The sequence below is a fragment of the Streptosporangium sp. NPDC006013 genome (genome assembly GCF_040614275.1).
Lineage (GTDB): Bacteria > Actinomycetota > Actinomycetes > Streptosporangiales > Streptosporangiaceae > Streptosporangium.
Window position 1 is genome coordinate 1 of record NZ_JBEXUE010000112.1, and the last position, 24,654, is coordinate 24,654.

Genomic DNA, 24,654 nt, shown 5'->3' on the forward strand with positions numbered 1-24,654 from the left:
GGCGCGTCCGCCGGGCCGCCCGGCACCCGCGCCCCGGCGGTCGTGGCCGGGCGGCTTCAGGGACCGGCTGACCTCGCCGGTCCCGACCTTCCAGGAGCTGCTGGCGATCATGTGGCACGGCAGGCTCCGCCCAGGGGTCGGGGACGCGGACCGCATCCCGGTCCACCGGGACGGGCTTCCCCGCCAGACGGGGACCGACGCGGTCCTCACCTGGGTGGGTCACGCGACGTACGTGGTGCAGATCGGCGGGCTGACCATCCTCACCGACCCGGTCTGGGCCAGGAAGATCCCCGGCACCCGGCCCCGCCTGACCCCGCCCGGCGTCGCGTGGGCGGACCTGCCCCGGATCGACGCCGTGGTGATCAGCCACAACCACTACGACCACCTGGACGCGCCGACCGTGCGGCGGCTGCCGCGGAGCACGCCGGTCCTCGTCCCGGCCGGGCTCAGGTCCTGGTTCACCAGACGCGGGTTCCGCCACGTCATCGAGCTCGACTGGTGGGAGAGCGCCTGGGTGGACGGTGTCCGCTTCGACTTCGTACCCGCCCACCACTGGAGCCGCCGCACGGTCTGGGACACCTGCAGGACCCTCTGGGGCGGCTGGGTGATCGCCTCCGACGACCAGACGATCTACTTCGCCGGGGACACCGGTTACGGCGAGCGCTTCGCCCAGATCGGGGCACGCTATCCGGGCGGCATCGACCTGGCCCTGATGCCGGTGGGCGCGTTCGAGCCCCGCTGGTTCATGAAGGCCGTGCACGTCGACCCCGCGCAGGCCGTACGGGCCTGCCAGGACGTCGGGGCGCGCCGGATGGCGACCATGCACTGGGGCACGTTCGTACTGTCAGGAGAGTCGCTCCTCGCGCCGGTGGAGGAGGCCAGGGCGGCCTGGGCGGAGGCGGGGCGGGACCGCGCCGACCTGTGGGACCTCGCCATCGGCGAGTCCCGCGTGCTGACCACCTGACGACCTGCGACTCGGCGTCCCGGTGGGCGGGCGCCTCCCGGCGCCCGCCTCGGATCATCAGGGGCTGAGTGTCAGGACGTTGGTGGCCGCCTTCTTGACGGACTCCTCGCGGGCGAGCATGGGGACGGTCTTCCCGCTCGCCCAGAGCGGCGCCTGGTCCCAGTAGTTGTCGTGGAACGCGTGGCCGGAGGCACCGGTCAGGTTGATCCACTGGGATTCGTCCAGGTTCCCCAGGTCGACCACCATTCGCATGGACGGCAGCGAGCCCACCGTGTAGTCGGACTGGACGTCCCAGCCGGCGGCGTTGACCGCGTCGTCGCTGCCGGCCACCGGGAACGGGCCCCGGTTGAACAGCCACTCGATCGGGCCGATCCCCGAGGTTCCGAAGGTCTGGTGGACGAGCTTCAGCGAGTGCAGGTCTCCCCAGCGCCAGTCCTTGACGTCCGGGCCGAGCCGGGCGTTCAGCTCGTCGTAGGCCAGGGCCATCGCCCGTCGCAGCATGTCGTCCCGGGTCTCGGTACGCGGGGTGCCGCTGTCGTCCCAGAACGCGTCGTTCGGCTTGTCGAGCATGACCCGGACGACCTCGAACCAGCGGTCGCCGCCGCCGGGCCAGGCTCCCTCGGGCAGGTCGTCGTTGAAGGTCTCGATGAGCAGGTGCCGCCAGACGGCGTTGAAGTACATCGCGGGGGCCGAGTCCTCACCCTGCGAGCGGTCCCACTTCCGCAGCAGCTCGCGAGCGTCCTCGGCGGGCCCGGCGATCTTGACGTCCATCAGCTTGGACACCAGGAGGTCGGCGAAGCCGTTGTCGGTGTCCTGTTGCAGCGCGCTCATCGCCGCCACGTCCACCTTGCCGTCCTTCACCGCGTCGCGGAGGCGGTCCAGGATGCGCTGGGAGCGGTATCCGTACGCCCAGTCCTTGGTGAGGTTGTACGGGTAGCGGGTGGGGTCGATGACCGCGTTGTTGGCGGTCACGATGTAGCCCTCCGGCGGGTTGTAGACGCTGGGCAGCTCGTTGAAGGGGATCGTCGACTGCCAGGCGTACTCGCCGGTCCAGCCCGGCACCGGCCAGGTGCCGTCGCCGCGGCTCCGCACCGGGATCCGCCCGGGGGCCTGGTACCCGATGTTGCCCGCGGTGTCGGCGTAGATCAGGTTCTGTGCGGGCACCTCGAACTTGCTCGCCGCCGCCCGGAACTGCTGCCAGTCCTGCGCGGTGTTCAGCTCGAAGATCGCGTCAGCGGTCCTGCCCGGCTCCAGGGCCGTCCACTTGAGCGCGACCGCGTCGGCCTTCTCCTCGAAGACCGCGTCCATGCCGGGCAGCGTGTCCTTCGTGCTCTGCAGGACGTCGGAGATGATCGGCCCGTGCATGGTGTCGCGCACCTTGAGCTGTACGTCGGCGCCTCCGGCCACCTTGATCGTCTCAGTCCTGGTGGTCAGCGGCTTCCAGTCGCCCATGAACAGGTACGAATCATCCTTGATCCGTTCCAGGTAGAGGTCGGCTACGTCCGGGCCGAGGTTGGTGAAGCCCCAGGAGATCCTGTCGTTGTGGCCGATGATCACGCCGGGCACGCCGGAGAAGCTGAACCCGGTGAGGTCGAACGGGCACTCGGGACCCTTGGCGCGGCAGTGCAGTCCGGTCTGGTACCAGACCGAGGGCATGCTCGCGGACAGGTGGGGGTCGTTGGAGAGCAGGGGTTTGCCCGACTTGGTGTGCTTGCCGCCGACCACCCACGAGTTCGAGCCGATGCCGCTGCCGCCCGCCGGGTCGCCCATCAGGCTCGGCACCGCGCGGATGGCCGCCGCCGCCCGGATCAGCGCCCCGGTGGCCGGTGTCCCCGGCGGCTCCGTGACGCTCTTCTTCGGCTCCTCGTCCTGGTCGAACCCGCGTTCGCCGACCGAGCCCCGGGTGACGATCGGCTGGTGGGTGTCGTACGGGTAGGAGGGCCAGAGCTGCTCCACCCGCCCGCGGGGCAGCTTGCTCGCCGCGAGGGCCCGGCCGATCTCGTCGGCCAGGTTGGAGCGCAGGTCCCAGGCCATGGCCTTGAGCCAGGCCAGCGAGTCGACCGGGGTCCACGGCTCGGGGCTGTAGCCGGGGCTGGTCGCCCGCAGCAGCACGTACTCCAGGCTCCGGGCGGCGAAGCCGTTGTTCTGCTCCATCCAGGCGTTCACCCCGCCGGCGTAGGCGTCCAGGTAGCGCCGGGTCTGCTCGCCGAGCAGGGGCAGTTCCTTCTCCGCCACCTTTCGCCAGCCCATGGTCCGGATGACCTTGTCCTCGGTCAGCGTCGCCGAGCCGAACATCTCCGACAGCCGGCCGGCGGTCACGTGGCGGCGGAAGTCCATCTCGAAGAAGCGGTCCTGCGCGTGCACGTAGCCCTGGGCGAGGAACAGGTCGTCGGGGGAGTCCGCATAGATATGCGGGATACCCGTTTTGTCGCGATATACGGTGACTTTCCCGGTGAGGCCACGTACCTTGAGCTCGCCTTCGAGTTGAGGGAAGGACGCCCGTACACTCCACACGCCGGCCCCGGCGAACAGCAGACCGAGCACCACGAGGACGGAAAGTACGCGTGCCAGCCACTTGAACGGACGGGGCATCCAGGCGTACGGGCGAAACCTCACAAAAACCTCCTAGGCGACATGCTCCAGCAAGTGTGGCACCACCCCAGAGGTCCCGGCATTGTGATCATTAGCGAAGATGCGGGTATGACACCTTCCACGGCCGATCTGGTCGACGCCCACGGCGCCGCGGTCGCGAGCTGCCTGACCCAGTTCCGCTCCTACGGCCTGCGCGCCCGATTCGCGGGCCCGATCGCGACGGTCCGCTGTCTGGAGGACAACGCCCTCGTCAAGCGGGTCCTGGCCACCCCCGGTGCGGGCCGCGTGCTGGTGGTGGACGGTGCGGGCTCACTGCGCACCGCGCTGATGGGCGACCTCATCGCCGCCTCGGCGGTCTCCTCCGGCTGGTCAGGCGTGGTCATCAACGGCGCCGTCCGCGACACCGCCGCCCTCGCCGGCCTGGACCTGGGTATCAAGGCCCTCGGATCGAACCCGGCCAAGAGCGCCAAGGAGGGCACCGGCGAGCTCGACGTCCCCGTCACCTTCGGCGAGGTCGTCTTCACCCCCGGCGCCTGGCTCTACAGCGACGAGGACGGCATCCTCGTCAGCCCCGTGGAGCTCTCCTGACGTGCCGTTCCCGGTCGCTGAGGAGTCCCGGCCCGGAGTGCCGCCCCGCGGCCGGGACCGGGAGCGACCGGGGGAGGAGGCGGTCCCGGTCCTGGCGGCAGGTCAGATCGGGCCGATTCCCCAGTGGTGGACGGCGCGGTCTCCGGGAGCGAGCCGGATGACGTCCTCACCGCTGCGGAAGGCGTTCGGCGGGCAGCTCATCGGCTCCACCGCCAGCCCCTGGCGGCGGTGCTCCTCGGGGAGGGTGTCACCGGTGTAGAGCTGGAGCCACTCGATCCCCTCACCCGCCCACAGCTGGACCCCGCGGGTCCCGTCCGCGTCGCTCAGCCGCACCCGTACCAGCCCGTCGGCACCGCGCGCCAGGTCGGTGAACGCGGTGTCGAGCATCGTCCGGCCGATCGGGCGGGCGGTCCTGAAGTCGTACTCGGTCTCCTTGACGTCCTGGCGGTCGGTGGGGATCTTCCGGTCGTCCACCGCGAGCCACTGGCTCGCGGGAAGTTCCAGAAGCGCGTCGTCGAGGGTGCCGAGGGTCAGGTAGGGATGGGCCCCGAAGCCGTACGGCGCGTCGGTGGTGCCGATGTTCTCCGCGGCCACCTCGACCTCCAGGCCGGACGCGCCCAGCGCGTACCGGATGGACAGATCCAGGATGTGCGGATAGCCGAGCTGGGGGAAGAGCCGCAGCCCCAGCCGGATCGAGGCGTCGTCGTGGGAGAGGACACGCCAGGGGAACGACCGGGAGAAGCCGTGGATCGCGTTGCCGGTCTGCGGCTCGCTCAGCGCGAGCCGCCGCTCCTCGCCGTCGAACGTGTAGCGGCCGTCCTCGATCCTGTTCGGCCAGGGGAGCAGCGGCAGCCCCGCGCCGCCGATCGGGGACAGGTCCTCGGGGAAGTCGATGACGAGCGGCCGGCCGTCCAGGGTGAGGCTCCGCAGGCCGGCCCCGACCTCGGTGATGACCGCCTGGAAACCGTCGGCCGCGATGGTGTACTGAGTCCCGGTGGGCGCGATGTTTGTCACCTGGTAATTCAACACCTATGAGACAGGTCTGTGGTGGGTCGTGTCAGGGGCGGTTCCCGGCGCGGGCCGCTCCGTGGCCGTGTCAGGGACCGGGTTTCTGACACGGACCGCGCCGAGGGCCGGTCAGGGGGGATGTCAGGACCAGGTCTGGCCGTCCGGGGTGTCGACGACCTTCACGCCGAGGGTGGCCAACTCGTCGCGGAGGCGGTCGGAGGTGGCCCAGTCCTGGGCGTCGCGGGCTCGGGCGCGTTGCTCGATAAGCTCCGCGGCACCCCCGGGCAGGCTCCTCGACCTGCCGATGTCGAGGGAGAGGTCCAGGGCGAGGATCTGGTCGAGGTGCAGGAACGCCTCGAAGCGGGAGCCGGGGGCGACCGAGCCGTCGCGCTCCAGCTCGCGCAGGAGCCGGAGCGCCAGCGGGGTGTCGAGGTCGTCGTCGAAGGCCGCCTCGATCCGGGAGACCAGATCGGCGGGCATCGGGCCGCTCGGCGACTCCGACCACTCGGCCACCTGGCTCCGCCAGCGCCGCAGGGTCCTGTCGGCGGCCCGCAGGGTGTCCCAGGTGAGGTTCATCTGCTGGCGGTGGCGGTGCTCAAGCAGCGCCAGCCGCACGGCCAGCGGGTCCAGGCCCGCGTCCGCCACGTCCTTGAGCAGCACCACGTTGCCGGTGGACTTCGACATCTTGCGCCCGTCGAAGAGCAGGTGCTCGCCGTGGACCCAGTGCCGCACCACCTCGTGTCCGGCGGTGGCGTCGGACTGGGCGCGCTCGTCCTCGTGGTGCGGGAAACGCAGGTCGATCCCGCCGGTGTGCACGTCGATGCGCTCGCCGAGAAAGCGCAGCGACATGGCCGAGCACTCGATGTGCCAGCCGGGGAAGCCCCGGCCCCACGGTGTCTCCCAGGTCAGCTCCCGGTCCGAGGGCTTCCACAGCGCCCAGTCGGCGTGGAAGCGCTTGCGCGGATCGACGCCCTCGACCCGGTGGCCCGGCCTCAGCCGGTCGAGCCGGTTGCCGGAGAGCTCACCGTACGTCGGGAAGGAGGCCGCGTCGAAGAAGACCGACCCGTCGGGCACCGCGTACGCGTGCCCCTTCTCGATCAGCTTGGCGATCATCTCGATCATCAGGTCGATCGTCTCGCTGGCCCGGGGCGAGTGCTCGGGCGGCCGGATGTTCAGCGCGGCCGTGTCGGCGAGGAAGGCGTTCTCGTAGAACCGCGAGATCTCCAGGGCGCTGCGCCCCTCGGCCCTCGCCTGGGCGAGCACCTTGTCCTCGCCGGAGGGGTCGACCTCGGCGTCGTCGACCAGGTGACCGACGTCCGTGATGTTGCGGCAGACCACCACCCGGACCCGCTGCCGCTCGCTGACCCGCCTGATCAGGTCGGACAGCAGGTATGACCGGAGATTGCCCACGTGGGCCGACCTGTAGACGGTCGGTCCGCAGGTGTACATCCGCAGCGAGCGGCTCCCCTCGGGCACGATCCGCTCGACCTGGCGATTCCGCGTGTCATACAGGCGCAACATACGCCGAGCCTACGCAATCACCCACCATTTTCCAGGAAGGCGAGGATCTCGCGGTCTCCCCGGTCGCGCAGGCGGGCGATCACCTCCTCGCGGGTGCAGCCGTCCGAGAGGCCGATGCGGGCGCCGATCAGCCGGATGCCCTCGGCCTCCGAGGCCACCGGCGCCGTGTAGCCGATCAGATGCAGCGCCCGGTTCAGGGCGGGCAGCGCCGGTGCGGCGGCGGGCAGGTAGCGGGTCAGCAACTCGCCGCCGTCGGAGACGGTCAGGAAGACGTGGTCCCCCTCGGAGGCGTTGGTGGCGATCAGGACGGGGCGGATGGAGCCCATGGTCGGCTGGTTGTGCCAGCTGATCACCACGTCGCCCGAGGGGGTGGAGGCGGTCAGCTGGCCGCCGGGGGCCATGCCGAGGTGCGCGGCGAAGCCGGTCGGCAGCGGGGAGCCGGAGCCGCGCAGGTGCTCGGCGTTGACGTCCACCCGGTGCCACCAGCGCCCGTCGCGGCTGCGGAAGCAGCGCCGGGTCTCCGAGACGTCGCGGCGTGGCTGGTAGTCGGCCTGCTCGGCTCCGGCCACCCGGATCCACCCGCGCTGCGTGCGCTCGAAGCCGGGGCCGCCGGCGTACGCGCGGACCGAACTCTCGCTCACGTCGTAGCGCCCGGTGAGGTTGGTGACGATCGTGTTGACGGACGCCTCGCCGTTGGCGCGTTCGATCTCCCTGACGATCATTTCCCGGATGCCCAGATACTGCTCGCCACCCCAGCGCGACAGCCCGTACTTGTTCCGGTCGACCCGCAGGAACCGGTCGTCGGCGGTGAGCTGGTTGCGGATGCCGACGAGGCTGTAGTCCTCGCCGATGCGTTCCTGGATCTCCTCGGGCGTCAGCGGGTTGCCCGCCACCGCGAGCACGGCCTCGGCCTTGTCGTTGACGCTGCGCGGCCAGGGCACCACGTGGTTCTCCAGCACCCGCAGCTGGGGCACCGCGATGAGCCAGCGCTCGGCCACGTCCTCGCGGATGCCGAGCTGGCTGACCAGCGTGACCGCCTCGTCCAGCGGGCGCGGCCCGTCCGTGAACAGCTGCCTGGTCTTCTCCCTGAGCTCGTCCGCACCGCCCGCGACCAGCCAGCCGTCCACCTGCTCGTAGCCGCTCAGCAGCGTCCTCACGAACCGCCAGGAGGGGATGCCCAGCGTGGCCAGGTCGGTGCGGTGCCAGGGCACCGCCGCGGCCAGGTCGTCGGCGGGCACGGCGGAGCCCAGCCGGCCCCGCAGCCAGGACACGTGGCCGGTCAGCGGGGCCGCGTCATCCTTGGCGAGCCAGGCCTCGACATGGTCGCGCAGATCACGCTCGATCTGCCGGATGCGCTCCCTGGTGACGGAGAAGCGCTGGGCCAGGTCGTCGAGGGTGGCCCGCTGGGAGGCGTAGAGCCGGTCCCTGGCGATGGCCCGCTGCCGCTCGTCCAGCGTGGCGAAGACCTCGTCGATCAGCTCGGGCAGCGGCCGGTCGGGCCTTGCCGGACGGGTCCGGGCGACGCTCTCCTCGGTGACCGGTTCGAGCAGCCGCTCCAGCACCCCGGTGAACAGCTTGTGCACCGTCTCGCGGCCGAGCCCTTCGGGCGTGCGTACGCTCGAGGCGGGGTCGGCGAACCTGAGCAGCGGGAGGACGTCACCGAGCATCAGGTGACCCCAGCACGCCAGGGCGAGGTCGGTCAGGCGTCCGGCGACCTCGGACGTCCCGATGGTGGAGCAGGCCCTGTCGAGCGGAAGCGCCTGCCACCACGCCTCTGGGAGGCGTGGATCGGTTGCGATCGGCGCTACCTGGCCGGGAGAGGTCCAGCGCAAAGGTGGCGCGATGTCGCTCAGGCTGAGGTTCATTGAGGTCCAACCGGCAAAGGGGATTACATCCGCAATTCAGACTATGTGGTCAGTTGGGAAGGAAGGGACTTGCCCGTCCGGAATGGGATACGTAAAGGAGTTCTCGTGCCCGGGTGCAGGCGACATAGAGCAGGCCGCGCTCCCGCTGAAGATCGTGGGCCCTGGCCGCCGGATCCTCGCCGACGGGGGTCAGCGAGTCGGGGTCGGGCACGATTCCCTCGCCCACGCCGATCACCGCGACCCGCCGGAACTCGAGTCCCTTCATGCCGTGCAGCGTCGTCACTCGCACCCCCAGCTCGCGCAGAGCGGTCCGCGCGTCACGCACGAGGCCGGCGGTCCTGGCGGCCACCGCCATCTCCTCGGGCATCACGCCCTCATCCACCCACTCTCCCACCTGTGCCACCAGCCCCGTCAGCTCATCCTGCGGTGAATCGTAGGCTCGGACCATCGGCCTGAGCCCGTGCCGGGTGCTCCGGAAGCCGTAGAGCTCCTGCACACCGTTGACGAGCCCGTCGGCGGGACCGCCTCCGCGTAACCGGACCCCCCAGGACAGGATCTCCTGTGGGAGCCGGTACGACACCTGCAGACGCTGCTGGATCGCGTCGATCCCGACGGCGCTGAGTGTCACCCTCGTGTCGAAGATGCGCTGGTGCGGGTCGCCCACGATGAACAGGTCGTCGCGGGCGTGCGGCACCGCCGCCCGCAGCAGCCGCCACTGCGCGGGGTGCAGGTCCTGCGCCTCGTCCACCACGATGTGCCGGTACGGCTCCCGCATGGGCTCCGTCTCCTCCAGCAGGTCTCCCGTGGTCTGGCCGAGCAGCACCGACGCCTCGGAGGCCAGCTGCAGCAGGGTCCGCTTGCCGCGCTCTCGCAGCCGTCCGGTGACGTGCCCGATCGCGTCCCAGACGGCGCCGCGCTCCTCGGCCGACAACTCGACGCCGCGGCCCGAGCGGGGGGTGTCCAGGTACTCCTCCAGGGTCCGGAGGTTCTGCGCCAGCACCACCTGCTCCCACTCGCGCAGCAGGAACGCCGGGCTGTGGCCGGTCGCCGTCTCCTCCCAGAGCGCCGTCAGCTCGGCGGCGCCGACCAGCGAGGGCGGACGGCCCTCGGCCTCCGCGACGATGCGGTGGGCCAGCCGGTCCACGTTGCCGACCTCGATCCGCTTGCGGATCGTCTCGTCCTCGACCAGCAGGTCGAGCCTGGTCGCGAGTTCGGCGCTCAGTCCCTGGGAGAAGGTGACGAGCAGGATCTGGCCGCTCGCGCGCCTGGCCAGGTGGGCCGCCCTGTGCAGGGCGACGAGCGTCTTTCCGGTGCCCGCGCCACCGGTGATCAGCGTCGGCTGCTGGTAGGACTCCCAGTACGCCAGCCGGTGCTGCGGCGGACGCAGGAACACGCACCAGCCGGGCGTGTCGAGCACGCGGTTCAGCTCGCGCGGGTGGTCTGTGAAGACGGCCCGGTCCGGGCTGCGCAGAAGCGCGGCGCCGAAGTCCTCGGGGTTGATCGGCTCGGGTCCCGCGGCGACGGCGCGGCAGTTCTCCAGCTCCCGCCAGGCCCCGGCCATCGACTCGCCCCTGGCGAGCGCCGCCAGCGGCTCGTACTGCGTGGGGGGCAGCAGCGGTTCGAGCGCCTCCAGGGTGAGCTGGTCGGTGATCTGCCTGACCAGCGGCAGGAACCGGCCGTCCACCCCCAGTTCGGCCAGGTCGCTGTCGCAGATCTCGGAGAACAGCCGCGCCGTGGACGCCTCGGCCGCCCTGCGCACCGCGGGCCGTACCTGGTCCAGCGCCTCGGCGTCCCACATCTCGACCACGCCCAGCGCGGTGTTGACGCCGAACCGGTAGCGCTGGGCGTACGCCCACGCCTCCGCGTCCGGCAGCACGGTCAGCAGCCAGTAGACGTCCCGCTGCTTGACCACGACGCCCCGGTACCGGTCGGCCAGCCTCAGGGTGGCGACCCGGGGGTCCCTGGCCCCCCTGACCCGCTCGGGGTGCGGAGCACCCGCCACGTTCTGCAGGAACCTGCGCGCCGAGACCACGACGTCCCGGCGCACCGGCTGGGCCAGGGCGCCGAGTTCGACGGGGAAGTCCGGGGAGATGGCGAGGCGGGGCATGAGCTAGGCCAACAGTGACAGGAGATCGCGGTCCCCGCGTTCTCGTAGCCGGGTGAGAAGGTCGGGTATGCCCACGGGGCCCGTCATGCCGACCCGGGTGGCGATGACCCGCCCGGCCTGTTCCGGGGTGCCGCCCGAGGCGGTGTAGCCGACGAGTCTCAGCGCCTGGGCTGTCGCCTCCCCCTCGCCCCCGGCGGCCGGTAGGTGCCTGGCCCGCAGGACTCCCTCGTCGGAGAGGGTGAGGAACAGGTGGCTGCCCTCCTTGGCCCCCACGTCCTCCAGGAGCGTTCTGAGCGACTCGAGCACGGGCCTGTCGTGCCAGCTGAGGACCAGATCGCCGACCGCGCTGCTGACCGTGCGGCCCTCACCGGGTGACATCCCGAGGTAGGCGGCGAACCCGCTGGGCAGCGAGCACTCGGCGCCTCGCAGGTGGTCGGAGGTGACGTCGATCCGGAGCCACCAGCGGCCGTCGGGCTGGCGGAAGCAGCGCCTGGTCAGCGAGACGTCCTTCAGCGGGCGGAAGGGGGCCTTCGCCGGTTCCCCGTTCTCCTGCGGCGCGCCGGGCGGCTTCTCCGCGATCAGGGCAGGGGCGCCGTTCGGGCGCTGGGGAGGTCGTTCGCCCGCGCCGAGGATGCGGAGCTGCGGAACGTTCTCCAGCCACTCCTTGGACACCTCGGGGTGGATGCCCAGCGAGGAGACCATGTCGAGGGCCTTGTTGATGGTCAGCGGCGGCTGGGCGTCGCTGAGCATGTCGCGGGTGCGATGGCGGAGCTCGGCGATGTCGCCCTCCACCAGCCACTCGTCGACCAGGTGGTAACCGGGGAGCGTGGCCAGCACGAACTGCCAGGCCGGGATGTCGAGAGAGTGCAGCTCCAGGGGGTGCCAGTCGGCGGCGTCGATCAGCCGCTCCTTGGGCGCCGCCCTGCCGAGCACCCTTCTCATCTCCTCCAGGTGCTCCCGGTACGGGGCGGCCTCGTCGGAGGCGATCCACTCCCCGAGCTCCCGGCGCAGGTCGACCTCGATGCCGAAGATGACCTCCGGCCGCACCGCGAAGAGCTTGGCCAGCGCCTCCGCGCTCGCCGGGGTGTCGCTGAACAGCCTGTTCTGCGCCACCGCCCAGCGCTTGTCCTCCACGTTGGCGAAGACACCGTCCACCAGCGCGTGCAGGCTTTCCACAGGCTGCCCGGCCCGACGGCTTCGCGCGGCCTCCTCCGGCTCGGGAGCGCCCGCCGCCTCCGGGGCGGCGGCGGGTACGGAGTCGTCGATGGGGTCGTCGATGAGGTCTTCGATGGGGTCGTCGCCGGTTTCGGCGACCTCCTCAACCGGAGCGGCGGCAGCCGCCTCGGCCTCGGGCACGCTCTCGGCGGGGGACTCCCGGACTTCTTCGAACGCGGCGCCGGGCGCGGCGGCCTGAGCCTCCGCGTCGGTCACGGGCGGATCGTTCCTCGCCGGGGCCGGCTGGAAGAGCGATCCAGGGACGGCGGCGGGCTCAGCCTCAGCCGCACGACGTGCCTCGGGCACCGGCAGGGCTTCCGGCACGGCGTCCCCGGCGCTCTCCACGCTCTCGGCCGTGCTCTCGGCAGTGGGCCCTGAAGCGGGCCCTGAAGCGGGCCCTGAAGCGGGCCCTGAAGCGGGCCCTGAAGCAGGCCCTGAAGCAGGCCCTGAAGCGGGCCCTGAAGCGGGTTCGGCGGCGGGTTCTGCGGGGGACTCCGCCACGACACCCGGCGCGGTCTCCGGCCCGACCTCCGGCGCGGGGACGGCTCCAGACTCATTCGGTATGGCATCGGACTCGCCCGGGGCCGGCTCGCTCCGCGCGGCGGGCGCCTGGACCGAAGCCACCGGAACCGAGGCCACTGGAACCGAGGCCACTGGAACCGAGGCCACCGGAACCGAGGCCACCGGAACCGAGGCCACCGGGAGCGGGGTCACCAGGCGTGCGAAGACCGCCGTGAAGAGGGCGTGCAGTAGCGGGACCGGCTGGATGAACGGCTGGTCGCGCAGGTCGTGGCCGGTCAGCGCGAGGAGACCCGGCCAGGATCCCGCGCGGTCGAGGGCTATGGCCGTACAGGGCTCGTCGGCCTCGTCCGGGTCCAGGACGTGCAGTGCGGGCAGCACGTCGCCCACGGTAGCGGCAGGCCAGTGGTTCAGGGCGAGCGCGGTGAGGATCTCCGCCAGCCGCTCAGGAGGCAGCACGGCGAGCACGCGGGCCATCGGCAGGCTCCGCCACCAGGCGTCCGGCAGGTCAGGCTGGTCGCGCAGAAGTGGGATCGTGGCCGCGTCGCTCCAGCGTAGCGGCGGCACGAGGTCACTCAGACAGAAGTTCATCCGTTCCCTTCACCAGCCCCTTAAGCCGCCCGAGACACTCCATGTGGCCGGGGAACGAGACTCATGGAACAGACCATAGTCTGGCAAATCGCCACGGCGCATTGGGTCGGTTCAGCGGCGTACAGCCGCGAACCGCAGTCGCACGTAGTCGGCCATCCAGCCGGTCTCCCGCCGCAGGGCGGGGGCGGCCAGCTCGTTCACCCGGTGGAGCAGCGAGTCGACCATCTCCATCGGCACTTCCTGGAGCAGCGAACCGGCGAACATTCGCACCCAGTCGGCCGCCCCGTTGGGGCACTCGTCGAGCGGGGTCGGCCGATCGAAGTATTCCAGCAGGCGGACCGTGAAGCCGCCCTTCTCCAGCCTTGTGGCGTATTCGGCGGGGGTGGGGAAGTACCACGGCAGGCCGGGCTCACGGAGCCCGTACTCCCGCCAGGCGGTGGACAGCGCCGCCGTCAGCGCGGCGCAGTTGCCCGCGCCGCCCATCTCGGCCACGAACCGTCCGCCGGGTGCGAGGGCCTCGCGGACACTGGTGATCACCGCGTCCGGCTCCTGGCCCATCCAGTGCAGGGCCGCGTTGGAGAAGACCGCGTCGTAGGGCTGGGCCACCGTGAAGTCGCGGCCGTCGCCGACTATGAAGTCCAGCCCCGGGTACTGTGCCAGGGCTTTTTCGATCATCGCCTGCGATCCGTCGATCCCCAGGACGTGCGCGCCCCGGGAGGTGATCTCGGCGGTCAGCGTCCCCGTGCCGCAACCGAGATCCACGATGCGCTCGCCCGGCTGCGGGTCGAGTAGTTCGACCAGGGGGGCGCCATGTGCTGAAACGTACCCGAAGCTGCTGTCGTAGGCGCGAGCGTTCCACCTCGTCAAGCTGGGCGCGTCGTATCGCAAGACGATCAGCTCACATTCTGAGACGCCAGGGTCTCTTATCGGTACTCTCCAGACACTTTAGAGCCTCTGGGAAGTCACGACATATCAGTCTCATCAGCCCCATCCTCATCTCACCTTTCTGGCCCACTCGCGCTGGAGGTAGGCCCTGGCCCTGTCGATCTCCGAGACGGTGAGGATCACGGGCTTCCCGCTGGTGGCGGGGAGCTTGGCCGCGAGTTCGTCGTCCAGGGTGCCGCGCATCTGGAGGGCCTCCATCCTGATCGGGCGGGCATAGCCCTTCAGGAAGAGGTTCTGGCCCCTGTCGGAGAACAGGAACTCCTGCCAGAGCCGGGCGGCGGCAGGGTGCGGGGCCTGCTTGTTGATGGCCTGGACGTAGTACGAGCCGAGCACGGCGTCGCCGGGAATCGCGACCTTCCAGTCCTTGCCGGCGGCCGCCCGCTCGGCGTTGTGGTAGTCCCAGTCGACGACGACCGAGGCCGCCTTGGGGGTCGCCGCGAGGTTGCCCGCGCCCTTGAGGCGGTGGAAGAACTCAACGCCCCGTTCCGCCCTCGCCTCGCCGCCCCTGAGCGAGACGGCCATCACCCCGTTGAAGGCCGCCGAGACCTCCCGGGGGTCGCCGGGCAGCGAGACGCTGTGACCGGGCTTCAGCAGGTCGGAGAAGGAGGCGGGGGCCGCGACCTTGCTCGGGTCGTAGCCGATGGACATGTAGCCGCCGTACCCGGCGTACCAGGTGCCCCGGTGATCCTTGAGATGGTCGGGGATGTCCTGCCAGCCCTGGACCCGGTACGGGGCGAAGAGGTCGGACTTGGACACGGCGACGTCCATGCTCAGGTCGAACACGTCGGGTTTGAGCGCGGGGATGGCCGCGATCTCCCTGGCGCTGTTCGCGCCGGGTTCCAACTGGTCGACCTTGATCCCGTACTCCTCGGCGAAGGTGTCGATGATCTCGCCGTAGTTCACCCAGTCGCGCGGTAGCGCGATCACCGTGAGGGTCCCCTCCTTCTTGGCCGCCTCGACGAGGCGTTCCATCGTCGAGAAGCCCTCCTTCATGGAGGCGGCCCGGGTGTTGACCGGCGGGAGTTGAATGTTCTGAGGAGCCGGGGCGCCACATCCGGCGATCGTGGCCGTGAGGATCACGGCGGCTGCGGCGCTGGTACGTACGGTCACGGAGAAAATACTCTCCGCTGTCATTCGTCCGGTCGAGCAGGCGCGGCCCTTCCTACCGGACGGCTTATACGTGTCTTGGCGAGCGGCTTACCCGAACGTGCCGGTGGGCGCCTCACGCGCGCGGGGGTCGCGGCTCCTGGACCACCTTCGCCGCGGCGAGCGTCTCCTCGCCGATCTCGACCAGCGTGCCGTCCCGTTTGCGTACGCCGAGCACGCCGTCCCGCCAGAACTCCAACTCGCCCACCGCGTCCCGGAATCCCCCGGGAACCCGTCTCCGCGTGGTGACTCTTTTGCCCACGTCAGAGGGGGTTATGGTGATATTCAGACGAGCACCGAAACCAAGGGCCATCGACTTTTGCCCCCTCCCGTTTCAGACACGTGGCAGGCCCGGCAATACTAGGGCTAAGCAACCCGCGGTCGAAGTCGTGCCTAGGTGCGTAAAGAAGAAGGAGCCCGAGGTGACCTACGTCATCGCGCAGCCTTGCGTGGACGTCCTGGACAAGGCATGCATCGAGGAGTGCCCTGTCGATTGCATCTACGAGGGGGGACGGATGCTCTACATCCACCCCGACGAATGCGTCGACTGTGGCGCGTGCGAACCCGTCTGTCCGGTGGAGGCCATCTTCTACGAGGACGACCTGCCCGAGCAGTGGAAGGAATTCTACAAGGCGAACGTGGACTTCTTCGAGGACCTGGGATCGCCCGGCGGCGCCTCCAAGGTCGGCAAGATCGAGAAGGACCACCCGGTCGTCGAGGCTCTGCCCCCGCAGGCCGAGAGCCACTAGGTCCTGTCGGCGGATCTTGCCGCGGCGAGGATCGGTCGGCTGCCGCCTCGCGGAGCGAAGGAGGTCGCCGCGGCGTGCCGCGGCGACCGGCTACAACGCGGCGGGGTACCGTCTGACCGGCCGCGGTGGGCGAAAGATCCAAAGGACGGTGCCCGGGGTCCGATGCCGGAGGGGTGAGAAATCGCTCCTCCGGTGCGTGTCACCGGCAGATCCGACAGAGCGAAAGACGACGGCTGAATCAAGTGAGCGCCACTCCTAACCGGTCAGAGAACCCGAACGTGCCCGCGAGGCTCCGATGATCGGCCTGCCGGACTTTCCGTGGGACCGGCTCACGCCGCTGAAGGAACTGGCGGCGTCGCACCCCGACGGGATCGTCGACCTTTCGGTGGGCACCCCCGTCGATCCGGTGCCCGCCATCGTGCGCCAGGCGCTCGCGGACGCCTCGGACAGCCCCGGATACCCGCAGACCCACGGTTCCGAGCGCCTTCGCTCGGCCGCGGCCGGATGGCTGCGGCGCAGGCACGGAGTGATCCTCGACCAGGCGAACGTGCTGCCGCTGATCGGTTCCAAGGAGTTGGTGGCCTGGCTGCCGACACTGCTCGGTGTCGGGGCGGGGCAACGAGTGATCTTCCCCGAGCTGGCCTACCCCACCTACGACGTGGGGGCCCGCCTCGCGGGCGCCGAGCCGTACGCCGCCGACGGGCTGCTCGCGCTCGGGCCGGAGCGGGTGCCGCTGGTCTGGGTCAACTCCCCGTCCAACCCGACGGGTAAGGTCCTGCCCGCCGAACACCTGCGCAAGGTCGTCTCGTGGGCGCGCGAGCACGGCGCGGTCGTGGCCTCCGACGAGTGCTACATCGAGCTGGGCTGGGAGGAGCAGCCGGTCTCGATCCTGCACCCGGACGTCTGCGGCGGCTCGCACGAGGGCCTGCTGGCGGTGCACTCGCTGTCCAAGCGCTCCAACCTGGCCGGCTACCGCGCCGGGTTCGTCGCCGGCGACCCCGCGCTGATCAAGCGGCTGCTGGAGATACGCAAGCACGCCGGCATGATGATGCCCGCGCCGGTCCAGGCGGCGATGGCCGTCGCGCTGGACGACGACGAGCACGCCGAGGAGCAGCGGGCCCGTTACGCCGCCCGCCGCGCGGCGCTCCGTCCCGCCCTGGAGGCGGCCGGTTGGAAGATCGAGCACTCCACGGCGGGTCTGTACCTGTGGGCGTCCAACGGGACGGGTTGCTGGGAGCAGGTCCGCGCGCTGGCCGACAGGGGGATCCTGGTCGCCCCCGGCGACTTCTACGGGACCGCGGGTGAGGGGCACGTCAGGGTCGCCGTGACGGCCGGTGACGAACGCATCAGTGCGGCGGTGCGCCGCCTCCAGTAGGATCGCGCGGCATGACCCCCGAGGTCGCCGTGATACTCGGTTTGAGTGTGCTCACCCTTGTCCTGTTGCTCGGCGCGTTCTTCGCGACGACGCGTCAGGACAGGGGGGCCGACGATCCCGAGCCTCCCGGCGAGATCCCCCCCTCCTCGGTTGGGGCCGCGCAGCCGCCCCAACCGGCCATGGGCCATGTCGGCATCGACTATCCCGACCCCCGTACGATCAAGGTCGGCGACACGATCGAATGCCAGGGGGCGCGCAGCCGCGTTCTCGGCGCCCTGTACCTGTCGTGGCAGGGCACCCAGTGGACCGAGTACCTTCTCGACGACGGCACCCGCCGCTACCAGTGGCTCTCGATCCAGATGCACGACGGCCTGGCGACCGGCGAACCGCCGCACCTGGAGGTGCTGCTGTGGACGCAGGTGCCCACCGAGGGCATGATCCCCGCCAAGACCACCCTGAGCGTTGAGGGGGTCGACTTCCTCCCCATCGACCGTGGCACCGCGGCCTTCCGCGGCGAGGGCGTCACCTCGATGCCCGAGCGGGGCCTGCTCGACTTCGCCGACTACCGGGCGGCCGACGGCCGCCTGCTCAGCTTCGAACGCCTGCAGGGCCAGCGCTGGAGAGCCTCACACGCCCAGCCTCTGGCCCCCGGCACGATCAGGATCGAGAAGAAGGGCTGAGCCCCGCGGACGGGACAGGGGCTCCCCCGGGCGGGGGAACCCCTCGGGAAGAGTCGCCGGGGCCACGGTCCCCGGCGTACGGGGGCTACCGGGTGGCCGCCTCGGTCTTCAGCCGTTCAGAGCGTCTCAGGGACGGTCGGCCTCGGCCCAGAAGGCACAGTTGTGCTTCTTGGCCTGGTCGATCCGCCGGATTCCTCCGCTACCCGGCGCGAGTTCCTGCGCGTTGTTCAGGCGTGGGTCGAGCCGCTTCCAGCGGGGGGTGCCCGCTCCGTTCGGGTCTCCGCTCCTGGCGAACCTCGTCCAGTAGTCGATCATCTGGTTGGACAGGACCCGCTGACCGGCGGTGAACGACGACGGGTCGCTGTAGGAGCCGTCGAGCAGGCGCAGATACTGCAGTTCCGAGCCGTGCGTGGGTCCGGCCAGCGGGACCACCTTCCACAGGGGCGGCGCGGGGTCGGCGAACTCGTAGTTGTACACCGGCGCCTTCCTCGCGAGGTGACCCGCCGCGGTCAGCGAGGGGCAGATCCAGACGTGGTCGGTCTGGGCGGCGGCCAGGGCGGTGCCCGGAGACCGGTACGCCGAGACGGGATAGCGCTTGAGAACCTCGGTGGCGTCGTCGCCGTAGATCCAGCGGACGAGGTCCGGGTACTGCTCCGCGGTGACCGGCTTGCCGGCCAGGTCGTAGCCGAAGTAGACGAACAGCGTGCCCTCTTCGGCGGTCGCCCCGATCAGCACGGGCACCCGGTTGACGGCGCCGGTCTCCAGCGCCCTGCGGGTCGGGACGGGGAGTACCCGGCTGGTCGCCAGGTATCCCATGTCGGGGTGGGAGGTCTGGGTGGCCAGCAGCTTGTCGACGGGCCTGGCCCGGAGGCACGCCGCCGCCGTGGCCGCGTCCGCGCAGCCCAGGGCGGCGGCCGCGGCCCGCCCGCCGGTGTAGTCGGTGACATCGGGGTTCGCGGGCGCCGCCTTGGCGCCGGGGGCGATCTCGTTGTCCCGGCCGGTGAGGTAGCACAGCCCGCTCTGGATGATCGCGCGGTGGAACAGCCCGGCCGCCGACGGCGAGGCCAGCTGGCCGCAGATCGCGCTGCCGCCGGCCGACTCGCCCATGATGGTGACGTTGCCCGGGTCGCCGCCGAAGGCCGCGATGTCGCGCTTCACCCAGCGCAGGGCCTCCTGCTGGTCGGCGATGTTCAGGTGCCCGGATTGGGGCAGGGCCGGGTGCGCCAGGTTCGCCAGCATGCCCAGCCGGTAGTTGATCGTCACGACGACGACGTCACCCCGCTGGGCCAGCAGGTTCGGGTCGTACCAGTCGCCCGAGCCGCCGGTCCCGCCGCCGCCGTGGATCCACACGATGACGGGGAGCCTCTTGGCGGCCGAACGCCGGTCGGGCACGGTCACGCCGGCGAAGAGACAGTTCTCGTCGAGGCTCGGCGGGTTCTGCGGCCCCGCGTCCTGGGGGCACATGGTTCCCGGCTTGGTGGCGTCGCGGACGCCGCTCCATCGGGGCGCGGGCTTCGGCGGCATCCAGCGCAGCTCGCCGACCGGGGGCGCCGCGTAGGGGATGCCGCGGAAGACCCGGTAGCCGGGCTTGACCTCGCCGCGCAGCTTGCCCTTGGAGGTGGTGACGACAGCCGGGTCGGCGCCGGACGTGAGGCCGGACCCGCCGCCCGCCTGGGCGGGTGACGCGAGTCCCAGCAGGAGTGTGGTGAGGACGGCGACGACCGTCGCGGCTCGGCGCGGCCTCCGTCTTGATGACTGTTGAAAGGTCATGGCGGTCACTATACGCACGGCTTGACCGATCGGTCAGGCCGATTGGCCAGAAGTGGGATCTCCGCTATGATCCGTCCTCGTGGGACAGGACAACGACGGCAGGACCCGGGTGGACGAGTCGGCCAAGCGTGCGCGACTGGTGCGGTACGCGGTCGAGACGATCGCCGAGGAAGGGTTCGCGAAGGCGTCGCTCTCCCACATCGCCACCCGCGCGGGCGTGAGCAAGGGAGTGATCTCCTACCACTTCGCGGGCAAGGAGGAGCTGATCCAGGAGGTCGTGACCTCGGTCATGGCCGACATGGGGGAGGCCGTCTTCTCGCGCATGGACGAGCAGCCCGGAGCGGTCGGCAAATTGCGGGCCTACATCGAGTCGGTCGTCGCCTACATGCGCGTTCACCAGGCGGAGTTGCTGGCCGTGGTAGAGATCGCCAGGAGCCGGCCCGGTGGTTCCGGTACGTCCGACCTCACCGGTAGCGATCCCGTCGTGCGGGTCCTCGCCGCGCTACTGGCTCAGGGGCAGGAGGAGGGGGAGTTGCGAGACTTCCCGCCGAGGCTGATGGCCCTCTGGTTGCAGGCGATGATCAACGCGCTGCTGATGGAGCTGGTGGCCCGCGGGGACGAGCTCGATCTCGACCTGGCCGCCCGCGAGCTGATCACCGTCTTCGAGCTCGCCACCCATCGCCGGGCCTGACCCGGCGCCCGCCGCGAGTCCCGGGAGTGACCCGGAGACGTCGGCGGATCACTGGGAGATCTCGACCTTCCCCGCGGGCACCTTGGGGTCGGCCTTCCAGCCGTCGTGGCCGTTCGCGGAGGCCCACGACTGGCCGTCGTAGCGGATCCTGGTCAGCCCGAACTCCTTGGCGTGGGCGATCGACCAGCCGGCCACCAGCCAGCCGCGCCTGCGCGACGGGGCCTCGAACGCGGCCCCGAGCGCCCTGGTGAGCTCGCTCTTCGCCGCACCCGTGCCGGGGCGCGGGCTCTTGCCCGAGGGAACGGGGAACCAGCAGTGCACGGCCTTGGGGACGCGTCCGGTGAACGCCGCGGCGAGGATCTTCCCGTCCTCCTCGTGCTGGGCGTACGCCGACCCGTCGGCCGAGCGCTGCACCGCCTGGGCCGCCTCGTGCAGCGGCAGCTTCCGGTATCCCTTCACCTTCACCAGCGCGGCGAAGAACTTCTCCGAGGCGTAGACGGGATCGATGAGCTGGCTGGGTTTTCCCCAACCCTGGGAGGGCCGCTGCTGGAACACGCCGACCGAGTCGCGGTCGCCGCCCCTCAGGTTCTCCAGTTTCGACTCCTGGATGGCGGTGGCGTAGGCGATCACGGCGGCCCGCTCGGGCAGCTTCCTGCGGGCCGCCACGGCCGCGATGGCCGCCGCCACCTGGGCCTGCGCGATGTCCAGGTCCAGCGAGCCCTCCGGAGTCGTGACCCTGCACCCCTCGCCGAGGTCGACGAACGGTTTCGCCCGCTTGAGCAGGGTGAACAGACCCGCGGTGATGGCCACCACGAGCACGACAACGATCGCGATGATCGCGATAACCCCTTTTGAGAAGCGCCCTCGCACGGTCAAGAACCTACCGGTCCCCGCGATTGCTCAGCCTGTGATAACGCTGTGAACACTAGGCTCCGGGCCATGACCCAGAGCGATGCCAGCCCGCTGCCCGCGGCCGTCGACGAGCTGTGGCGACGCCGGGCCGAGCTGAGCCCCGCCGACGCCGAGGCCCGCGCCGTCGTGGTGAGCGCGGTGGACATGCTCGATGGCGGGAAGGCCCGGGTGGCGGAGGTTTCCCCCACCGGCGAGGTGGTCGTGGACGAGCGCGCCCGGCGGGCCGTCATGCTCGCCTTCCGGGTGCTCGGCATGGCCAGGTCCCAGGTGGGTGATTTCCATCACCATGACCGTCTTCCGCTGAAGACCTCCGTCGACGGGGTACGCGTCGTGCCGGGGGCGATCGCCCGCTGGGGCGCCTACCTGGCGCGAGGCGTGGTGCTGATGCCCTCGTTCGTCGACATCGGCGCCCACCTGGACGAGGGCAGCACCGTGGACACCTGGGTCTCGATCGGTTCGTGCGCCCAGATCGGCAAGAACGTCCACCTGGCCGGCGGGGTCGGCGTCGGAGCGGCGGGTGGCCAGGACGGCGAGGAGGGCTCCGGCGCCGCGGGGGAACCGTCGAGGGCCGCACCCGCGGTCGTCGAGGACGGCGCGCTGATCGGTCGCCGTGCGGTGATCGCCGAGGGGGCCCGGGTGGGCCGGGGCGCCGTGGTCGGCGCCGGGACGATCCTGTCGGGCTCGACCCCTGTCGTCGACGTGCGGACGGGAGAGGAACTCGGCCATGGCCGCGTCCCGGACTGGTGTGTGGTGGCAGGGGGGACCCGGCGGCGCGAGTTTCCCGGCGGTACCTTCGGGCTGCGCTGCGTGCTGGTGCTTGAGCGCCTGGAGGAGGGCCGCAGGCCCGGCGGGGCCGAACTCGACCGGATGCTGCACGGACACGGGTAGGCGGTCCGCCCGGCAGGGGTCGCCCGGCCCCCGTGCCGAACTCGACCGGATGCCGCGCGGACACGGCTGGGGGCGGCGGGGGCGGGCTCGTCCGGATCCCGCGCGGGCACTAGGGTCGCGGGCATGAGTACGCGTCTGGATCTCACACAGGATGTCGGGGAGCTCACCGCCCGGATCGTGGACGTCGAGTCGGTCAGCGGCGACGAGAAGGCACTGGCCGACGCCGTGGAGGAGGCCCTCCGGCTCCTCCCGCACCTGACGGTCGAGCGCGACGGCGAGTCGATCGTGGCCCGTACCCATCTGGGCCGCGGTGAGCGGGTGGTGATCGCCGGACACCTGGACACCGTCCCCGTCGCCGGCAACCTGCCCAGCCGGGTCGAGGGCGACCTGCTCCACGGCTGCGGCACCTCGGACATGAAGGCCGGCGTCGCGGTCGCCCTGAAGCTGGCGGCGACCCTCCCGGAGCCCAGCAGGGACGTGACCTACGTCTTCTACGACTGCGAGGAGATCGAGGCCGAGCGCAACGGCCTGCTCAGGCTCAGCCGCAGGCACCCCGACTGGCTCGCCGGGGACTTCGCGGTGCTCATGGAACCCACCGACGGCACGATCGAGGGCGGCTGCCAGGGCACGCTCAGGGCCCAGATCGTCACCCGGGGCAAGCGGGCGCACAGCGCCAGGTCCTGGTTCGGGGTCAACGCGATCCACGCCGCCCAGCCGGTGCTCGCGATCCTGAACGCCTACCAGGCGAGGCTGCCCGTCGTCGACGGGCTGGAGTACCACGAGGGCCTGAACGCGGTGGGCATCGGCGGTGGCGTCGCGGGCAACGTGATCCCGGACGAGTGCGTGGTGACGGTGAACTACCGCTTCGCCCCCGACCTGTCGCTGGAGGAGGCGCGGGCCCACGTGAGCGAGGTGTTCGAGGGGTACGAGGTCCGCTTCACCGACGGCGCGGCCGCCGCGCGGCCCGGCCTGACCCATCCGGTGGCGGCGGCCTTCGTCGACGCGGTGGGCGGCACACCGAGGGCCAAGCTCGGCTGGACCGACGTCTCGCTCTTCGCCGGTCTCGGCGTGCCCGCCGTCAACTACGGCCCCGGAGACCCGAATATGGCGCACCAGCAGGGGGAGTTCGTCTCACTGAAGAAGATCGCCGACTGCGAGCGCGGAATGCTCGGCTGGCTGTCGTGAAAGACCGGACTCATCCGGCCGGGTGTGCCGCTCACGGCGGATCCGCCCCGCCCTGACGTGGGCGGTTACCCCGCGAGGGGCCGGAGCGGTGCCGGGCGCAAATGAAAGTGGCTTTCCTCGCCGGCCATTTGGCGGGGAAAGCCACTTTCAGTCCCGAGCAGCACCCTCGGCAGTTAGACGCGCCCTCGTCAAAATTCGGTTCCATGTTTTCATAGAGATTTTTCAAGATTTTTCTGGGACGGCACTACGGTGTCCCGCATGAAGAAAACACGTCCTGAACGCCGCCAGGGAGCCGCGGTGGTCCGCGGTGACCTCGTCCCCGACTCCACCTACGACCAGCGGCTTCTTGACCGGAGAGGGCCGGCCGACTGGCTGCACATGGACCCCTGGCGGGTGATGCGGATCCAGGCCGAGTTCGTGGAGGGCTTCGGCCAGCTCGCCGAGCTGCCCCAGGCGGTGACCGTGTTCGGATCCGCGCGCACCCCCGCGGGCACCCCCGAGTACGAGATGGGGATCAAGCTGGGCAAGAGCCTCTCAAAGGCGGGCTACGCCGTGATCACCGGTGGTGGCCCCGGCTGCATGGAGGCCGCCAACAAGGGGGCGGCGGAGTCCGGCGGTGTCTCGGTCGGCCTGGGCATCGAGCTGCCCTTCGAGCAGAGCATGAACGAGTACGTCGACCTCGGCATCGAGTTCCGCTACTTCTTCGTGCGCAAGACCATGTTCGTGAAGTACTCCTGCGGCTTCATCACGCTGCCCGGCGGGTTCGGCACCCTGGACGAGCTGTTCGAGGCACTCACCCTGGTCCAGACGGGGAAGGTCACCTCCTTCCCCGTGGTGCTGATGGGCACCGAGTTCTGGGGCGACCTGATCGGCTGGATCAGGAACACCCTCGTGCGGACCGGCAAGATCTCCGCCCGGGACGCGGATCTCATCCACGTCACCGACGACGTGGAGGAGGCGGTCCGGATCATCGTGGAGGCCGACCGCACCAGGGGCGGGCGGGTCAGGGACGAGCGGAGAAGCCCATGACCCTGATCGGCGATGCCCAATAAGGTCGGGGCGTGTTCATATGTGTATTCCTCGCGTCTAGTCAGAGAATCGACAAGAAGTACCAGGTGCTGGCCGAGGAGGTCGGTGCGGAGCTTGCCAGGCGCGGGCACGACCTGGTGAGTGGAGGGGCCAAGGTCTCCTGCATGGTGTCCGTCAAAGCGGAGCAAGCTCAGTCGAGGCTGCTCCCACCTTCCCCGGCGACTCCCGGCTCAGGCTGCCTCCTACTTCCACCCCGCCGCTACGACGGCGAAGCGATGGCGGTCTCTCACCTCCATAACGGACAAACAGCGCCT

Annotated in this window: 20 protein-coding genes; 9 read left to right on the forward strand and 11 right to left on the reverse strand. The window is 70.6% G+C overall.

Annotated elements, in window-relative coordinates; all coding sequences use genetic code 11:
- Positions 1-964 (forward strand): MBL fold metallo-hydrolase (locus tag ABZ260_RS19075; RefSeq protein WP_355619060.1); only part of this gene is annotated, 964 nt, incomplete at its 5' end.
- Between the two features lie 57 nt (positions 965-1,021).
- Here ABZ260_RS19075 and ABZ260_RS19080 read toward each other — a convergent pair.
- The gene (locus tag ABZ260_RS19080; protein WP_355619108.1) at positions 1,022-3,556 is read right to left on the reverse strand and encodes a penicillin acylase family protein; all 2,535 of its coding nucleotides are present in this window, start codon (positions 3,554-3,556) and stop codon (positions 1,022-1,024) included.
- Between the two features lie 108 nt (positions 3,557-3,664).
- Here ABZ260_RS19080 and rraA point away from each other — a divergent pair, with 108 nt between their 5' ends.
- Positions 3,665-4,144, forward strand: a complete 480-nt coding sequence (gene rraA, locus ABZ260_RS19085; protein WP_355619063.1) for a ribonuclease E activity regulator RraA — start codon at positions 3,665-3,667, stop codon at positions 4,142-4,144.
- Positions 4,145-4,246: 102 nt separating this feature from the next.
- On the opposite strand, the gene ABZ260_RS19090 is transcribed toward rraA, so the two are convergent.
- From ABZ260_RS19090 to ABZ260_RS19125, 8 genes are all read right to left on the reverse strand, one after another.
- The gene (locus ABZ260_RS19090) at positions 4,247-5,158 is read right to left on the reverse strand and encodes an aldose 1-epimerase family protein (protein WP_355619066.1); all 912 of its coding nucleotides are present in this window, start codon (positions 5,156-5,158) and stop codon (positions 4,247-4,249) included.
- Between the two features lie 135 nt (positions 5,159-5,293).
- Entirely contained in the window at positions 5,294-6,673 is a 1,380-nt protein-coding gene (gene cysS, locus ABZ260_RS19095) for a cysteine--tRNA ligase (protein ID WP_355619069.1), read from the reverse strand.
- A gap of 17 nt (positions 6,674-6,690) precedes the next feature.
- Positions 6,691-8,538, reverse strand: a complete 1,848-nt coding sequence (locus ABZ260_RS19100; protein WP_355619072.1) for a sigma factor-like helix-turn-helix DNA-binding protein — start codon at positions 8,536-8,538, stop codon at positions 6,691-6,693.
- Between the two features lie 49 nt (positions 8,539-8,587).
- Positions 8,588-10,645, reverse strand: a complete 2,058-nt coding sequence (locus tag ABZ260_RS19105) for a UvrD-helicase domain-containing protein (protein ID WP_355619075.1) — start codon at positions 10,643-10,645, stop codon at positions 8,588-8,590.
- Between the two features lie 3 nt (positions 10,646-10,648).
- Positions 10,649-12,970: a hypothetical protein gene (locus ABZ260_RS19110; RefSeq protein ID WP_355619079.1), complete on the reverse strand. Its 2,322-nt coding sequence runs from the start codon at positions 12,968-12,970 to the stop codon at positions 10,649-10,651.
- Positions 12,971-13,081: 111 nt separating this feature from the next.
- Positions 13,082-13,837 (reverse strand): methyltransferase domain-containing protein, encoded by a 756-nt coding sequence (locus ABZ260_RS19115; RefSeq protein WP_350921759.1) that lies wholly within the window; start codon positions 13,835-13,837, stop codon positions 13,082-13,084.
- A 126-nt stretch (positions 13,838-13,963) separates the two neighbouring features.
- A complete protein-coding gene (locus ABZ260_RS19120) occupies positions 13,964-15,025 on the reverse strand; it encodes an extracellular solute-binding protein (RefSeq protein ID WP_355619082.1) in 1,062 nt (353 codons plus the stop codon).
- Between the two features lie 112 nt (positions 15,026-15,137).
- Positions 15,138-15,269, reverse strand: a complete 132-nt coding sequence (locus tag ABZ260_RS19125) for a hypothetical protein (RefSeq protein ID WP_355619085.1) — start codon at positions 15,267-15,269, stop codon at positions 15,138-15,140.
- A gap of 214 nt (positions 15,270-15,483) precedes the next feature.
- Between ABZ260_RS19125 and fdxA the strand changes: the two genes are divergently transcribed.
- The 3 genes from fdxA (at position 15,484) to ABZ260_RS19140 (ending at position 17,865) form a co-directional block, all read left to right on the forward strand.
- Entirely contained in the window at positions 15,484-15,810 is a 327-nt protein-coding gene (gene fdxA, locus ABZ260_RS19130; protein WP_030910647.1) for a ferredoxin, read from the forward strand.
- Positions 15,811-16,105: 295 nt separating this feature from the next.
- Positions 16,106-17,185 (forward strand): succinyldiaminopimelate transaminase, encoded by a 1,080-nt coding sequence (gene dapC, locus ABZ260_RS19135; protein WP_355550806.1) that lies wholly within the window; start codon positions 16,106-16,108, stop codon positions 17,183-17,185.
- Between the two features lie 11 nt (positions 17,186-17,196).
- Positions 17,197-17,865: a DUF4178 domain-containing protein gene (locus ABZ260_RS19140; protein WP_355619088.1), complete on the forward strand. Its 669-nt coding sequence runs from the start codon at positions 17,197-17,199 to the stop codon at positions 17,863-17,865.
- 126 nt (positions 17,866-17,991) lie between these two features.
- Here ABZ260_RS19140 and ABZ260_RS19145 read toward each other — a convergent pair whose 3' ends face one another.
- Positions 17,992-19,635: a carboxylesterase family protein gene (locus tag ABZ260_RS19145; protein ID WP_355619091.1), complete on the reverse strand. Its 1,644-nt coding sequence runs from the start codon at positions 19,633-19,635 to the stop codon at positions 17,992-17,994.
- Between the two features lie 79 nt (positions 19,636-19,714).
- Here ABZ260_RS19145 and ABZ260_RS19150 point away from each other — a divergent pair, with 79 nt between their 5' ends.
- The gene (locus ABZ260_RS19150) at positions 19,715-20,326 is read left to right on the forward strand and encodes a TetR/AcrR family transcriptional regulator (RefSeq protein WP_355619094.1); all 612 of its coding nucleotides are present in this window, start codon (positions 19,715-19,717) and stop codon (positions 20,324-20,326) included.
- A gap of 48 nt (positions 20,327-20,374) precedes the next feature.
- On the opposite strand, the gene ABZ260_RS19155 is transcribed toward ABZ260_RS19150, so the two are convergent.
- On the reverse strand, positions 20,375-21,196 hold the full coding sequence (locus ABZ260_RS19155) for a hypothetical protein (RefSeq protein ID WP_355619097.1): 822 nt from the start codon (positions 21,194-21,196) through the stop codon (positions 20,375-20,377).
- A gap of 69 nt (positions 21,197-21,265) precedes the next feature.
- On the opposite strand from ABZ260_RS19155, the gene ABZ260_RS19160 reads away from it, so the two are divergent.
- The 3 genes from ABZ260_RS19160 to ABZ260_RS19170 all read left to right on the forward strand — a co-directional run bounded on the left by ABZ260_RS19160 (position 21,266) and on the right by ABZ260_RS19170 (position 24,340).
- Positions 21,266-22,126, forward strand: coding sequence for a 2,3,4,5-tetrahydropyridine-2,6-dicarboxylate N-succinyltransferase (locus tag ABZ260_RS19160; protein ID WP_355619100.1), 861 nt, complete (start codon positions 21,266-21,268; stop codon positions 22,124-22,126).
- A gap of 123 nt (positions 22,127-22,249) precedes the next feature.
- On the forward strand, positions 22,250-23,311 hold the full coding sequence (gene dapE / locus ABZ260_RS19165; protein ID WP_355619102.1) for a succinyl-diaminopimelate desuccinylase: 1,062 nt from the start codon (positions 22,250-22,252) through the stop codon (positions 23,309-23,311).
- 258 nt (positions 23,312-23,569) lie between these two features.
- Entirely contained in the window at positions 23,570-24,340 is a 771-nt protein-coding gene (locus ABZ260_RS19170; protein ID WP_355619105.1) for a TIGR00730 family Rossman fold protein, read from the forward strand.
- Positions 24,341-24,654: the final 314 nt, after the last annotated feature.